Source organism: Metabacillus sp. KJ11-3 (assembly GCF_055808295.1).
Genome location: NZ_CM147865.1, coordinates 3,459,844 through 3,476,034 on the forward strand (window position 1 = coordinate 3,459,844; position 16,191 = coordinate 3,476,034).

Annotated in this window: 10 protein-coding genes and 1 pseudogene; 2 read left to right on the plus strand and 9 right to left on the minus strand. The window is 36.4% G+C overall.

Annotation, left to right across the window (positions count from 1 at the left end; translation table 11 throughout):
• Positions 1-458 precede the first annotated feature (458 nt).
• On the minus strand, positions 459-1,802 hold the full coding sequence (locus AC0L8O_RS17230; protein WP_473444046.1) for a NosD domain-containing protein: 1,344 nt from the start codon (positions 1,800-1,802) through the stop codon (positions 459-461).
• A 743-nt stretch (positions 1,803-2,545) separates the two neighbouring features.
• Here AC0L8O_RS17230 and AC0L8O_RS17235 point away from each other — a divergent pair.
• The gene (locus tag AC0L8O_RS17235) at positions 2,546-3,568 is read left to right on the plus strand and encodes a helix-turn-helix transcriptional regulator (protein WP_473444048.1); all 1,023 of its coding nucleotides are present in this window, start codon (positions 2,546-2,548) and stop codon (positions 3,566-3,568) included.
• A gap of 95 nt (positions 3,569-3,663) precedes the next feature.
• A complete protein-coding gene (locus tag AC0L8O_RS17240) occupies positions 3,664-4,458 on the plus strand; it encodes an SDR family NAD(P)-dependent oxidoreductase (RefSeq protein ID WP_473448983.1) in 795 nt (264 codons plus the stop codon).
• Between the two features lie 415 nt (positions 4,459-4,873).
• On the opposite strand, the gene AC0L8O_RS17245 is transcribed toward AC0L8O_RS17240, so the two are convergent.
• From AC0L8O_RS17245 to AC0L8O_RS17280, 8 genes and pseudogenes are all read right to left on the minus strand, one after another.
• Positions 4,874-5,029, minus strand: coding sequence for a hypothetical protein (locus AC0L8O_RS17245; protein ID WP_473444050.1), 156 nt, complete (start codon positions 5,027-5,029; stop codon positions 4,874-4,876).
• Positions 5,030-5,446: 417 nt separating this feature from the next.
• The gene (locus AC0L8O_RS17250; protein WP_473444052.1) at positions 5,447-6,766 is read right to left on the minus strand and encodes a 2-hydroxycarboxylate transporter family protein; all 1,320 of its coding nucleotides are present in this window, start codon (positions 6,764-6,766) and stop codon (positions 5,447-5,449) included.
• Between the two features lie 576 nt (positions 6,767-7,342).
• Positions 7,343-8,050, minus strand: a complete 708-nt coding sequence (locus AC0L8O_RS17255) for a response regulator (protein ID WP_473444053.1) — start codon at positions 8,048-8,050, stop codon at positions 7,343-7,345.
• Between the two features lie 10 nt (positions 8,051-8,060).
• Positions 8,061-9,647 (minus strand): DcuS/MalK family sensor histidine kinase, encoded by a 1,587-nt coding sequence (gene dcuS / locus AC0L8O_RS17260; protein WP_473444055.1) that lies wholly within the window; start codon positions 9,645-9,647, stop codon positions 8,061-8,063.
• A gap of 459 nt (positions 9,648-10,106) precedes the next feature.
• Positions 10,107-11,329: pseudogene (gene ystJ / locus AC0L8O_RS17265) on the minus strand (NADP-dependent malic enzyme).
• 322 nt (positions 11,330-11,651) lie between these two features.
• Positions 11,652-13,157 (minus strand): malate:quinone oxidoreductase, encoded by a 1,506-nt coding sequence (locus AC0L8O_RS17270; RefSeq protein WP_473444057.1) that lies wholly within the window; start codon positions 13,155-13,157, stop codon positions 11,652-11,654.
• Between the two features lie 194 nt (positions 13,158-13,351).
• A complete protein-coding gene (gene pckA / locus AC0L8O_RS17275; RefSeq protein WP_473444059.1) occupies positions 13,352-14,938 on the minus strand; it encodes a phosphoenolpyruvate carboxykinase (ATP) in 1,587 nt (528 codons plus the stop codon).
• A 145-nt stretch (positions 14,939-15,083) separates the two neighbouring features.
• The gene (locus tag AC0L8O_RS17280) at positions 15,084-16,112 is read right to left on the minus strand and encodes a glyceraldehyde-3-phosphate dehydrogenase (protein WP_473444061.1); all 1,029 of its coding nucleotides are present in this window, start codon (positions 16,110-16,112) and stop codon (positions 15,084-15,086) included.
• Between the last annotated feature and the right edge of the window lie 79 nt (positions 16,113-16,191).

Here is a 16,191-nt window from a genome sequence, read left to right on the forward strand (position 1 = left end):
TGACATATCCATTCAAAAAAAATGTGAATACCACAATAGTCAATATTTTGATTCTTATCATTTTGAATATCTTTCTTAATAAACCACTTTGGGTATCCTTACAAGAGAATTATATGTCATCCTTATTAGTAGGTCAACCGCTTGACATAAGTATTTAGAAAATTTCATCTTCTCATATAATATAACTTGCAACTTTCCTATCATTCATTTACTTCGTTAAAAGAAGTAAAGCTGGCTTGTTGTTACGAAGATATTGAAGGGATTTTTAAACTTAAAAAGAAGACATTTTTTGTAATCTTCCTAAAGAGACATTCCCTTGTTTAGGAAACACTTTAAGTAGAGGCACTTCCATCACTCGGAAGCACCCCGAAAAACAAATGACAAACAAAATAAATCAAGTGTCCGACTTGCAATTGAAACTTTGGACAAAACTACAAAAAAACATAGTTAATATATTATTATGCTCCTGACGTTGGAGTGGCTCTGAATGCATTTTCAGTCTTTTCCATAACAACCTGTGCATCACTGCCCGAATCAAGAATCGTATTTTGTATCGATTCTTTTTCTACCAAAACTGTGGTTACGGTAAGCGGCTCTGATGCTTCGGTAGTCAACAAAGCGTCTACTTGCGCAGAGAAACAAGAATCACTAATCTTGGCATGAACCTCTGTGGCAACAACATGATTAGTAGATATATAATTTCCTTTCCCAGAAACAATACGTATGATTACAGGTGTTGCGCCTACTGGCTTGATGTTCTGAGTATTCATTACTTCAGAAAAGTGATTACCAATTACAGAATTATTATTGCCACTAATATAGAGAAGACCATATAAATCATCTAAACCATTGTCTATTCCCTGAAAAGGAGTCCAAGGTTCATGGTCACGTAAAAAGTGATTTGAAGAAACCAAATTTTCCGAACAATTTTCCCTGAATACCACCATACCTGGATAAAAAGAATGAAGTCTATTATTTGTGATACTGGAACGTGTCACGCCATCAAAATAGATACTGCTCGCACCTCGTGGAAAAACATTATTCGCTGTAATCAAAAGTCCACCAAAATTTTGCGCATAAATAGAATATCCTTTAAAACCGGCCCCTATTAAATTATCGGTTATTTTTGAAGCCTGTCCCCATCCTCGTAGTTCTATACAGTTCCCACATTCAGCTATGAAATTATCATGTATAGTCAGTGCATCTGCATGATAAATAGTAATTCCATGCTCTAAATACACAAACCCCATGCCTGTAATCCTAAAAGAGTCACAAGCACTTGCAACATAAATACCCGTTTTCCCGTTAGTGTATGTGTTTTCCGGATTTGTTTCTCCTGAGCCATCTTCAATAAAATGCAAACCATCAATACAAAAGTTAGAAAACTCTACCGAACTTATTCGGGGATTTCCACTTCGTTCAACATAAAATGCAGCTCCTTTATAATCCTCGTCATTTACTCCTAGGGGAATATCTACGAGTATACGACTTCCTCCCGGCCACAATTCATGCAAATCAGACCATTCATTCTCAGAAGTGTTAAAACGAATACTCGAAGATGTAAACCCGTGTCCAGAACCCATGATTTTAAGATAGCTGATGTCTATAACTACTTGGCTGCCAAGATGATAATCTCCCGGTGGAATATAGATAACCGCCCCCGGCTTTCCGCCTTTATTCAAATCAGTGTCCGTTTGCCTACTTTTAATATCTGCTATAATGCTATTGATTACCTCACCAATATCCTCATACGGATTACCGACAGGCCACTCTGTTACGTCGTAATAATTTTTACTAGCCATAAGTAGATTCTCCTATCAATTTAGTATGTTTGTTCATAAAATACCTTTTCCTTGATATAGCTGGAAGAAAAACCTCAGACATGTTAACCGGATGACATATCATTAAAAAAATTTGAATACTTCAGAAGTCAAAGTTATGAATCTTTTAATTTCCACTATCTATACGTAATAAATCACTTTAGAAAACCCTTACAAGGAAATTATATGTCATCCTTTTTTGTAGGTCAACCGCTTGACACAAATATTTAGAGAATCCATCTTAACATTTAATAAAACTGGTCCATTCAATTCCCTGGAATAAACATGACAAGACATTTAGTGGATTAGCTTCATCGGAATGACAATTTTTGATTTTTTATATATTTTCAATGTAAGCATTTTTGTAAGGTGTTGTTTTCCAAAAATTATGAATTACTCACAATTTTCTTCTGTGCATATTTAATGCTTCATTACCAGCCTTTATCATGTTAAAAAGCGCATATCTTTACTCAAGAATAGCTCTCGTTCGCTGAATAGTGAAAATAAGATAGAGCTGCAACAAACTGACCAAAAATTTAGAATAAAAACCCTTATGTATGTCTGGCGTTTTCCTTAAAATATGGCGTAGTTAGCAAGTGTTTTGTCGCCATTTGCTAGTTACAAGGCATCGCTTAAGAGGTACTATTAAACTGTAACGTTAGCAAAGAAGGAGACAAATTACGCTTAAAAATACTTATGTAAATAGATAAAGGAGGCTCATATATATGACGTTGAATACCTCTGATCGTATTAAAATTCCGGCAGGATTTTGGGCAGGATTACATCAATTGGGCATAGTCGCCCATGACGTGGTTCGAAAAGCACAATTGCCAATCACTATTATTTCTGATCCTGTTGTCACCACAGCTCAATATTTTGCGATCTGGCAGGCTTATTCCGATCTCATTGATGATACTGCCAAAGGAATCATCAAGCTTGCGACATCCTTTGAAACAGATCATTTTCCCCCGACTGTCTTAGCAACTTACCATGCTCGTGACTACCGTGATGCTTTAAAGCGAATGGCCAGGTATAAACAACTGTGCCCTCCTGAAAGCATACATATCACCGAGGAAGGTGAACACTGTACAATTGAAATAGAATCATCGCATAGTGAACAACCCGGTCTACCCATTCTTATTGGTATTACGTTGGCATTTTTACTCGAGCTGGGACGCCGAGGCACAGGCCAACCTTTGACAGCAAAGTTCGTCGAATTTTCTTCCCATTCAATTGGCGACTTACAGATAATTGAAGATTACTTTGGCTGCCAAATTCAGATCGGTACAAATTGTAATCGGTTGACTTTACATCGAGCAGATCTAGATCGCCCCTTTGTCTCGTACAATGCCGAATTGCTGGAGATACTGACTCCGGTACTCGAACAATCGTTGAATAAGCAGCCACGCAGCCCCTCAATTACAGAGACGGTTAAGTGGATCATGAAACGCAGCCTAACAGGAGGTCGCCCTGACATTCAGACTATTGCGAGCGAGTTAGGGATAAGTGATCGTACCTTGCAGCGGCGGCTTACTGAAGAAGGCACGGGCTTCAACGATTTGTTAACAAAAGTTCGACATGAGCAGGCAAGAGAGTACCTGGCAGACCCGTCACTTGATATTAAAGAGGTCGCCTTTTTGATTGGATATGAAGACCAAAACTCATTCTACCGCGCCTTTCATCTTTGGGAAGGTGCTACCCCTTTAAAATGGCGTACAGAACATCTCGGTGCAAACTTGATTAATTGACTAGTTTACTTATAAACACTGATGAACAGCCGGATAACTAAATAATAACTACAAAATAAAAGGATTATTTTTCAAAGCTAAAAGGAGCAAGTATGATGGATATGGAATTAAAAAATAAAACAGCTTTAGTCACTGGATCAACAAGAGGGATCGGTAAAGCAATTGCCATTGAACTTGCAAAAGAAGGTGTTAATGTACTAATTAATGGACGAAATGACGAAGAGGTAGAACGAACCGTAAAAGAAATTAAGTTTGGGTTCCCAGATACCTTCCCGCAAAATGCTACTGCCGATATTGTAGATATTCAACAAAGGGAAGCATTATTTAAAGAACATCCCCAAATCGATATCTTAGTTAACAATATGGGGATTTATGAAATGATGAAATATGAGGACGTCGACGACGAAGTATGGGAAAAGTATATTCATACGAATGTTCTTGCCGCAAATGGATTATCTAAGTTTTACTTACCTAAAATGATCAAAAATAATTTTGGTCGAATTATCTTTATTGCGAGTGAAGAAGCCGTTATGCCTTCGGGACAAATGCCTCAATATTGTATGACAAAATCAATGCTATTATCATTGTCAAAAAGCCTATCTAAATTAACAATAGGAAAAGAAGTTACTGTCAATACGATCTTGCCGGGACCATCACTCTCCGAAAATGTGCATCAAATAATTGAGGGGTTGTACCCTAATGAAGATATGACATTTTCAGAAAAAGAGAAAGAATTTATGACTACAAATCTACCTCAGTCTGAAATCCAACGATTTATCAGGCCAACTGAGATAGGTAGATTAACTGCCTTTATATGTAGCCCTTATGCTTCCGCTTTTAAAGGTTCTCCGATCCGTATGGATGGAGGCATGGTGCCGACTATTTTCTAGCACTTTTTCTCTTACTCATCTCTCAAGGTGAGTAAGAATTCTTTCAAGAAACAAATCTTCGTCAAAATTGAAGAGCGTGCGTTTCTTTTTCTGCTACGCTCTGTTTGCTGAAGGTCACTCTTTTGCTATTTAAGGGAACTGCACACTATTAATTATTGTGAAATTCACCAAGCCAAGAGACGTTTTAACTACTCTAATTTGTTGTGTTATTAGATATTTTACATGAAGTTAAGACTTAAAGACTAATAGGGAGTTTTCTCCCTCTCTTTAAAACTGTTCATTAATATAGCCCACTGAAAAAGCATTTAACTTAGTTTAATTAGATAAAAAGTGAAATTAGATTTTTAGCAATTGCGCTCCGGTTCCTGAAAACCATTATTTTGTAAAACTAACGCTTCCCATTAATTCAAAAAGATCATTGCTTTTTATATTCACATAGAAATCGTTCTACACCTGGATATTTTTCACCTAGACTTGTTATCTCGAAATCAAAATACCGATAGAAATCCACTGCATCATTATCCGTCTCAGCAGAAATTAATGGATATTGCTCAGTAATATAATTAATCATTTTACTACCAATACCCTTTCCTCTTTGAACTGAAGATACTGCAATATGTTTAATGTTTTATTTCACACTCAATTAAACTACTAATTTCAATACCTACCCATCCAACAATTTCACCTTCAAGTTCAAAACTATATAATTTTCGGTTTAATGATTTCAAATTTTTTTCATATTCTTGATCCTAATAAAGGTAGAATTGGAGATATACTCTCGTATACATTTATACCAACTTCTCTTGCTGCTATATTGTTTTTAAATCACTATATAAAAGGGAACAAGTGGAAGTTATCTATCCTTTTCTCGGTCATTTCATTTTTGATTGAATTTGGTATGGCCTACTTTGGATACATGAAGTACTTTAACATGTCTGGCACATAAAAGAAGCATTGAGGATATCCCCCAATGCTTTTCTTGTATTTATTAAACGAGCAGTGGTATGATCAGGCCGGAAAGTAGTAAAATCAACGCTCCTCCTAATCTCGATGAAATTTGCGCAAATGGCATTAATTCCATTCTTTTTGCTGCAGATAACACCGCAACATCACCGGTTCCACCCATGTTAGCCATACATAAACCTGCTGTAATCGCTGCTTCAATTGGATAGAAACCTACTAATTTCCCTAAAAGACCCGCTCCAATAATTGCTCCTAATACGACACCAAATACTGTTAGAATATATTGAAGTGTGAGTGCTTCAATTACAGTATTTAAATCTGTGTATGCAACACCGATTCCAAATAATAGTGCAAATGTCCAGTTACTTGCTACAAACTGATACCACTGACTAGCACCATCAAGTACAATTGGTGGGATTATATTTGCAACCTTCATAAGCGCAATTAAAATAATCATAATTGCATATGGATGTAATGGTATAAACGCTCCTAAAAGATTTCCAAGTGTAAAGAAAGCTAATGCAGCCAATAACCCTACACCCATTTTTTTAATGTCATATTTTTGTTGAGGTTTCTCATACTTAAATCCTTTAACCAATTGTCCATCACCTGATAGTGATGGGAATTTTTTGCCTACCATATCTAACACACTTGCAAGAACAATCGCGAATACATTTCCTAGAGCTAGTGCCGGTACGAGCATTGAAATATAATAGCTTGGTTCATTTCCTAACATTTCAGAATAGATTTGACTCATCGGCACAGCACCAGCACCCATTCCGCCGCCCATAATCGGCAGTGTAATAACTAATATCGCGTCCTGAAGTGTAAAACCTACTAAGGAACCGATAATACCTGCTAGTATCATGGCACCAATCACAGCACCAAAGATGGGAAGGAAATAACGTAAACCTACTTTTACTAAGATTTTTGAATTCATTCCCAAAATACTCCCTGTAATTAACGCCGCAATATAAAAATCTAGAAAGCCGCCTGTTTGCATGAAATCTGTAACAGATGTTGTGATTGATTCTGGAAGCAACCCGCTGTATACCATGTAAGCAGACCCAAAGATCGCTAAGATGGCCCCCCCACCTAAAAACGTTTTCATAATTGGTGTGCGATCGCCAATCCAGCCAAATACTTCACCTAATACAATCATCACTAGTAAACTACCAATCATTCCCCCTGGTAAGTTACCAGTATACATACTAACTAATGTGATCGCTGCAAATAGTCCAAACCATAAAACTGGTGTATTAAATACTGTTATTTTTGATTTTGGATCTAACTGATTTACCTTTGTGTCTGTTTCAAAGGAGATTTTTTTTGCTGTTTGTTCCATTAATAAACCCCTCACTTCCATAGATTTAATTCTCCGCTCAGTATGAAAGCACTGGTTCATACTGAAGCTTGCGACTGAATTCTTATTGCTTCTTCAAGTCATGATTTCAAGATTTAATTTTTCATTAAGGCTCTTTTCGTAAAGATTGTTGTTTTTACAAGTAACAAATTTGAACAGCTGTTGATTGGAGCGGGAAGGTACGAGACTCCTGCGGGAGAAGCGTGTTAAGGGAGACCCCGCACAAGTGCAAAGCACTGAGGAGGCTCCTGAGACCACCCGCGGAAAGCGAGTACCTGCAACGGAAATCAATCCAGGTTTTAAGAGTAAATATAATTTAAAAGCAACAAAGTACAAAAACAGCCTTCATTAATAATAAAATTGCTTCTCTTCCAAACTAAGTCCCCAGGATGTTGTTCCGTCTGAAACAATGGCTTGTCATTGACTCATTTATAGTAATCGCTTACATTTTATGAACCAATATTACTTAAAAATTCAATCAATTTATACCTTTTGTAATTATTGAAGTCTTTTGTAATTAAAAAAAGCAGCCCTCGCTGCTCTTTTTAATTACTCATATTACACAAGAATCGATTCGTATTCTTCATTAAACATATAAGAATAAAGAGGTCTACCTATACCATAGGTTAATGTTTCATCAATAACATGAATCTCATTTAAGAATTTTAAATACTTTCGGATTGAAACTCTAGAAATATCAGTGATTTCTGCAATTTCATCTGTCGTAAACGGATGATTCCCTTGTCCTTTAATAGCATTAAAAACGATAGTTAAAGTCTTTTTAGATAATCCTTTCGGCAGAGGCTTCAATGGTTCAGTCACAGTTAATTCATCCTGTTTTACTAGGAAGAGCTCGTCTAAGTCCTTTTGCTTCATCTTACTTTGTTGACTTAGTATGAAGAACTTTTCTTTATAAGAGATAAGTGCTTGATGGAACCTCTCAAATTCAAATGGTTTAATTAAATAATCTACAGCTCCATATCTTAAAGCTGTTTGAATTTTATCTACGTCAGATGCAGCAGTAATTAAAATGACATCTAATTCTATTTTTTCTTTTCTAATTTTACTTAATAAAGTTAGCCCATTTTCGCCAGGCATGTAGATATCTAAAAGGACTAGATCAACTTTTTGATTGTTAATGATTTTTGTCGCTTCATTTACCGAATGTGCCACACCAACTAAAAAGAACCCATTAATTTCTTTTAAGTATCGCTTATTAAACTCTGCTACCATTGGGTCATCATCTACAATTAGAACATTAATCATTTGTCTCCTCCTATCGGTTGTAAGGAATTTGAATGATAAACTCTGTGCCTTTTTCAACACTTAAATTTAGTTGAATGGATCCTCCTAATGTTTCGACACTTTTGCTCACTAAATATAAACCGTAGCCGCGATTTTGTCCCTTTGTCGAATACCCTTTATTAAATATGTGAGTAAACTGTTCTTCTTTGATCCCCGGACCTGAATCTCTGACTTTAATTAATAGTTGATTTTTATTATAGTTTAACTTTACCTGCAGCTTCTTTTCCTTCATTTCACTCATTGCTTCTATCGCATTATCTATGACATTTCCGATAATGGTAATTAATTCATGAGTCACATGATCCTCGCTAGGTTTTGGTATAATTGTCTCATTATCTATTTTCATCTCTACCTTATTTTCCCTTGCAGTACTAAGCTTGCCCATAATAAATCCAGCGAGGACAGGATCTTTAATATTTTTAGTCACATAACTAACTTCGTTTACACGATGATCAACAATTTCATTTATAAAATCCATTAACTCATCATAAAATTCCATTCTAACCATTCCAAGAATAACATGGAGCCGATTCATAAACTCATGTGACTGAGCACGCAGTGCTTCAGCATATATCCGAACACCTGTTAATTGTTCTGCCAATTGATGAACTTCCGTTTTATCCCTAAAAGTTGAGATAGCTCCGACAATTTCTTTGTTGACAATCAATGGAGCTCGATTAGTTAAAAGTGTCACACCATTGACCGCTATCTCTTCATCTTTTTCAGACTTTCCCGTTTTTAACACCCGGTCTAGCTTTGAAAATGGTAGATAGTCGGTTAGTTTCATGCCTACAGGATTATCCGATAAACCGATATTCGTAAATATTCGTAAAGCTGATTTATTGACTAGTGTTATTGTTAAATTTTTGTCAACTGCAATAATCCCTTCATGTACAGAATAAAGCATCGTATTTCGTTCTTCATGAATTTTTGCAATGGCAAACGGTTCTAAGCCAAATAAAATCTTTTTTATATATCTTGCTAGGAAAACTGCGCCGACAATACCTACTAAAATACCTACAATAGATCCTATTAAGATATTTTTATGACCTTTTTCAAGTGCTTGTTGAACATTATTAAGAGATATCCCAACTACAACCGCTCCTATCTGTTTATTTTCATCATTATAGATAGGAGTAAATGCACGTAATGACTGCTCTAGTGTTCCTTTCGATATTGAGATATGTTCTTTTCCATTTAATACCGTTTTTTCATCCCCACCGACAAAATGTTTCCCAATTTCCCCTGGATGAGGATGAGATTTTCTAATTCCATTCATATCCATCACCACAACAAAAAGAACATCAGCTGCTTGTTGAATATCAACTGTATACTCTTGGATTGCACCATCACCATCTTCTTTCTCGAGCCCACTTATAACGATTTCAGATTTGGCAACTGTTCTTGATACAATCTTTGCTTTTTCTTCCTGGTTGTTACGAATAGATTCACTAACTGTATGACTAATTAATAAATCAGTTAGGAGCAATGATATAAGAACAACTAAGCATACAAAGAAAATAATGATAGTACTTAGCTTGTATTTTTGTTTTGACAATGAATCCACTCCTAAAAAAATTCCTGGATTTAATATAAAAAACCTTACCTAAACAGATTATTAGGAAGGCTAAAAAAGCAAAATATCTCTCTTAATAATACATAATCCAGGATTCATGTTGAAGCAATTTCCTTAATACCCGAAATACGAATCGAATTCACCTTTTCATGTATATCTTTTAAAACGAGTGCTTATTTATTTAAATCAAGATTAAAAATATGACCTTTACAAATTTGCAAAGATTCATTTTGATAATGAGTAATTGTTTGCAAACGATTATTTGTTAATTCTTTTAAGAACATCTCTTTGGTTCCTCTTTTGCTAGCGATCTATTAAAAGGCTCTAGTTAACGTTTACATTACTAATGTTTTTATCGCCTTGAACACCTTTTCTCACCCTATAGAATCAAAGTATGTTCAAGGCTTTAAAAGCTTATAGCTTTATTGATAAATCATAAACTTATTTTACTCCTAGTAGATCCCCATTAGGTTCTTTTGAATTCAATTCTTTTCTCGCAACTCCTGAATTTATGGCTGCATCTGCAACAGCTTCTGCAACATGTTTTGCTACTCTTGAATCAAATGGATCCGGAATAACATAATCAGCGTGAAGTTCTTCACTGTTAATTAGTCCAGAAATTGCATAAACTGCAGCAACTTTCATTTCTTCGTTAATTTCCTTCGCACGAACATCTAAAGCCCCCGGAAAATGCCAGGGAATGCAAGGACATTATTCACCTGATTTGGGAAATCAGAGCGTCCAGTTCCAACAACAAGTGCTCCCGCTTCTTTTGCCTCTTCAGGCATAATTTCTGGTACCGGGTTAGCCATAGCAAAAATAATTGGATTCTTATTCATCGAACGAACCATCTCTTTTGTAACTGCTCCTGCCGCAGAAACCCCAACAAACACATCAGCACCTTCCAATGCATCTGCTAATGAGCCTTGTTTTTGCTCTTTATTTGTAAGATCTGCCATTTCTTCTTTGAATTTATTCATACCAACTGGACGATCTTTATAAATAATTCCTTTTGTATCACATAAAATGACATCTTTTACACCCATATTTAGCAACAACTTAACAATCGCTACGCCTGCAGCTCCAGCCCCATTTGCTACAACACGAATATCCCCAATTTTTTTGTTTGCGAGTATAAGAGCATTAATAAGTCCTGCTGCTGTCACAATAGCTGTTCCATGTTGATCATCATGAAAAATAGGGATATCGCACTCTTTGCGTAAACGATCTTCAATTTCAAAGCATTGCGGTGCAGCAATATCTTCTAAGTTTACTCCGCCAAAAGTAGGTTCTAACATTTTGACGTGCTCAACAATTTTATCCGTATCAGTCGAATTTATACATAGAGGAAAGGCATCGACATTTGCAAATTCTTTAAATAACAATGCCTTTCCTTCCATAACTGGCATAGCTGCTTTCGGTCCGATATCTCCAAGCCCAAGGACAGCAGTTCCATTTGAAACAACGGCAACAAGATTTCCCTTCATTGTGTAATCATATACTCTGCTTTCCATCTCATGAATTTCCAAGCAAGGCTCAGCTACACCAGGTGAATAAGCAAGACTTAAATCTTTTGCATCCCGTACTTTGACTTTAGAGTATACACTAAGTTTTCCTTGATTTTCTTTATGCATCTTCAATGCTTCTTCGCGTAATGTTGACATAACTGAATCTCCCTGCCTTTGTTGAATTTTACCACTAATTGAAAATGATCGATTAGCATATTAGTTTCTATATAAATCACTGATCATATTAGAAGGTAATAAATATACTTGTTAAATATACAAATCAGGAGAAAAAAGCGCTTTCTATTTACTGCGAGATTATTGGCTCTCCTTCTTTAACAAAAATTATAGTATTTTTTAGAAAACTTCATAGTTTTTGTAACTTTTTAAACTATTTTTTAATTTAAATAAGTTTTGCTCAAAAAAGCACACTTTATTTGACTTTTTACTGTCTACTCTAGTTTTAGATTAGATTAAAGAATTAACTCATGACCAGTTCAGGCTTTTTCCCGCTTAAACCAAGTGTTTGAGCTGTTGAATGAAGAATTTCGTTCAGAAGATCTGGATTTGCATTTAGTGATAAGCCATATGAAGGAATCATTTCTTTAATTTTAGGTTCCCACTTATCTATATGCTCAGGGAAGCATTTTTCTAGAACTTTAAGCATGACATGCACGGCGGTAGAAGCACCAGGAGAAGCGCCGAGCAATGCTGCAATCGAACCATCAGCGGCATTAACAACTTCCGTACCGAATTGTAGTGTTCCGATACCAGCTTCAGTATCTTTAATCACTTGCACACGCTGGCCTGCTACAACCAAATCCCAATCCTCACTTTTTGCGCTCGGGATAAACTCACGTAATTCTTCAATGCGCTGTTCTTTTGATAACATAACTTGGTGGATCAGGTATTTTGTCAATGATATGTTTTTTGCACCTGCAGCCAACATCGTTAATAGATTATCCGGTTTAACTGATGTGACCAAATCAAACATTGAACCATTTTTCAAGAACTTCGGTGTGAACCCAGCAAATGGTCCAAATAACAATGATTTTTTATCCCCAATAAATCTTGTGTCAAGATGTGGAACAGACATTGGAGGTGCACCAACCTTAGCCTTTCCATAAACTTTTGCATGATGCTGTGCTATGACATTTGGATTATTACACACCATAAATAATCCGCTTACAGGGAATCCTCCAATATGTTTTCCTTCTGGAATACCAGTTTTCTGAAGTAAATGGAGACTTCCTCCACCCCCTCCGATAAAGACGAATCTTGCAGAATGACGTTCGACAGTACCGCTAATCAAGTTCCGCACTTGTAATTCCCACAATCCTTCGCTGGTACGTTTTATGTCATGAACACTATGTTTATAGTTTACTTCGACATTTTTACTCTCTAAGTGGTCAAATAACATGCGCGTTAAAGCACCAAAGTTGATATCAGTGCCTGAGTCGATTTTAGTTGCAGCTATAGGTTCATTCGTTGTTCGTTCTTGCATTATAAGCGGAATCCATTCCATTAGTTTTTCAGGATCATCGGAAAATTTCATTCCTTGAAATAACGGATTTTTTGATAGCGCTTCAAATCGTTTCTTTAAAAACGACACATTTTGTTCTTCATGAACTAAACTCATATGAGGTAATGGCATGATAAAATCTTGTGGATTTTGGATCATCTTGTTGTTTACAAGATATGACCAAAACTGCATAGAAACCTGGAATTGTTCATTAATATTAATCGCTTTGCTCATATCGATTGATCCATCCGGTTTTTCGACTGTATAATTAAGCTCACACAGTCCCGCATGTCCCGTGCCCGCGTTATTCCATTCATTGGAGCTTTCCTCACCTGCGTTTGGAAGCTTTTCAAACACCTTAATTTCCCAATCCGGTACCAATTCCTGCAAAAGTGTTCCCAAAGTTGCACTCATCATTCCAGCACCAATTAAAATAACGTCTGTTTTCGTTTTTCTGTTGCTCATTTTTACCGCTCCTTTCTCTGTTGATTCATACTTTCTGCGCGTGAAAAAAAGACAACTCCACCATATGGTGAAGTCTGTCCAAATTGTTATAAATTGTTCGGAATTTCATCATCCGTTTTCATTGAACAAATACTCATTCGTTTTATGTCTCAACAAATTTCTGTAAAAACTAAAACAGTCGGTTCCGCTCTTTCTTATACAAGAGGTCCGCCTAGCTTAACAATCTCTTCAGATACATTTGTGAACTTTTTAAAGTTTTCATTGAACTTACTGGCAAGATCTAACGCTTTTGCATGATAAGCTTCCTTGTCAGTCCAGGTTTTTTCTGGAATTAATACTTCATTAGGTACACCTGGAACTTGAAGAGGTATTTCCAGGCCGAAGATGTCGTCCTTTGCTGTTTCCACATTTTCTAATTCTCCGTTAAGTGCTGCTTTCACCATTACACGAGTGTAGGAAAGATTCATACGTTGACCTGTGCCATATTCTCCGCCAGTCCAACCAGTGTTCACTAAGAATACGTTCGCATTGTGCTTTTCAATTTTTTGGCCAAGCATTTCTGCATAACGAGATGCGTCAAGCGGTAAGAACGGTGAACCGAAGCAAGTAGAAAACGTTACTTGTGGAGATGTAATCCCTCGCTCTGTTCCTGCTAGCTTACTCGTATAACCGCTTAAGAAATGATACATGGCTTGTTCTTTAGATAGTTTGCTGATTGGAGGCAGCACGCCGAATGCATCAGCCGTTAAGAACACAATTGTATCCGGGTGTCCGGCCACACTTGGAAGCATGATATTATCGATTGCGTCAATTGGATATGCTGCACGTGTATTTTCCGTTAGGGATACATCATTGTAATCTACGAGACCAGTATTCTCATTAATGACTACATTTTCTAATACAGCTCCGAATGTAATAGCATCAAAAATCTGAGGTTCCTTCTCCCTAGAAAGGTTTACGCATTTTGCGTAGCAACCTCCTTCAATATTAAATACACCATGATCAGACCATCCATGCTCGTCATCTCCAATTAACTTACGGTTGGGATCTGCAGAAAGCGTTGTCTTTCCTGTTCCGGATAAGCCGAAGAACAAAGCTACTTCACCTTCTTCAGATACGTTTGCAGAGCAGTGCATAGGTAAAATATCTTGTTCCGGCAACAAATAGTTCATGATAGAGAAAATGGACTTCTTCATTTCACCTGCATACTCAGTACCACCGATCAGAATGACACGCTTTTCAAAAGAAACAATGATGAACGCTTCTGAATTTGTCCCGTCAATATCCGGATTAGCTTTGAATGTTGGGGCGGATACGATTGTAAATGGTTCATCTTGATCTGAGGAATCAATCTCTGTCGGACGAATAAACAATTGCTGTGCAAATAAATTATGCCAAGCAAATTCATTTATTACTTGAATTGGAAGACGAGTGCTGTGATCCGCTCCAGCAAAGCCTTTAAATACGAAGATTTCTTCTTTATTTTTCAAATACTCTAATACCTTTGTGTACAGATTATCAAAATGCCCCTTAGAGATTGGTTGATTAACAGGACCCCAATCAATTTTATCTGCAGTAGATGCTTCCTTAACAATGTATTTATCTTTAGGAGAACGGCCTGTATATTTACCTGTTGAAACAGAAACAGCACCGGTTGACGAAAGTTTACCTTCCCCTCTCTTTAATACTTTTTCCACTAACTGTGAAACACTTAATTGTACTTGTGTATTACTGCCATTTACTAACTCATGTAAATCAATTTGAACATTGACAATACTCATATCTATATCATCCTTTTATCTTTTTAATGAATATTTCTCGTAATCTATTTAAATAGTACATACATTAACATAAATGCTTCATACTATTTATTGGGTTTGTTAGTGAATTATTTTTGAAATTTGTTCCAATAATGAAGTGATTCACTTAAATAAAATGCATCTCTTTATTTCTAGTAAACCGGTCTGCTACTAGCTTTACGAGGTCTACTACGCGACTGGAATATCCCCACTCATTATCATACCAAGCAAGAACCTTTACCTTTCGGGTTCCCATAACAATTGTAGATAAACCATCAATAATAGACGAACTTGGATTTGTATTGAAATCTACAGACACAAGCGGTGTATCACAAAATTCTATAATTCCCTTCATTGATCCTTGAGATGCAATTTGGAAAGCTTTATTAATTTGTTCCACTGTCACATCACACTTTACGTCAATAACAAGGTCTACAAGCGATACATTTGGAGTCGGAACACGTAGTGCCATACCATGTAATTTACCGGATAAATGTGGTAGAACCTTGGCTAATGCTTTAGCAGCACCTGTTGTAGTTGGAATAATGGATTGTGCACAAGCACGAGCTCTACGTAGATCCTTATGTGGATTGTCTATATTATTTTGATCATTTGTATATGCGTGTACAGTTGTCATTAATCCATTCTCAATGCCAAATTGTTCATCTAACACCTTGACGACTGGAGCGAGACAATTAGTTGTACAAGAGGCATTTGAGATCACATCGTGTTTTGTCATATCCAATTGTTCATCGTTTACACCAACTACAATCGTCACATCTTCATTTTTACCTGGAGCTGTTAAAATGACTTTTTTCGCTCCTGCTTTCAGGTGAAGATTCGCTTGTTCTTTAACGTTAAATTTACCCGTTGCTTCAATCACGACATCAACGCCCAGCTCCTTCCAAGGAAGCTCTTGAGGGTTACGATGATTAAGAAGCTGAACCAGCTTACCATTCACCATTAATTGATTTTGTATTACCTCTATCGTACCGTCAAACTTCCCATGTACTGTGTCATACTTAATAAGGTGTGCCAATGTTTCGGCAGGGTAGCTTGCATTTATGGCAACAATATGGAATGCGCTTTCTTTAATCGCTTGACGAAACACCATTCTTCCAATGCGTCCAAACCCGTTAATCGCAACATTAATCATACTAATAAGTCCTCCTCAGTCAATTATGTTATACTATTAAAGTATTAATCTGTATATAATATAACACATTTAAGGGTGA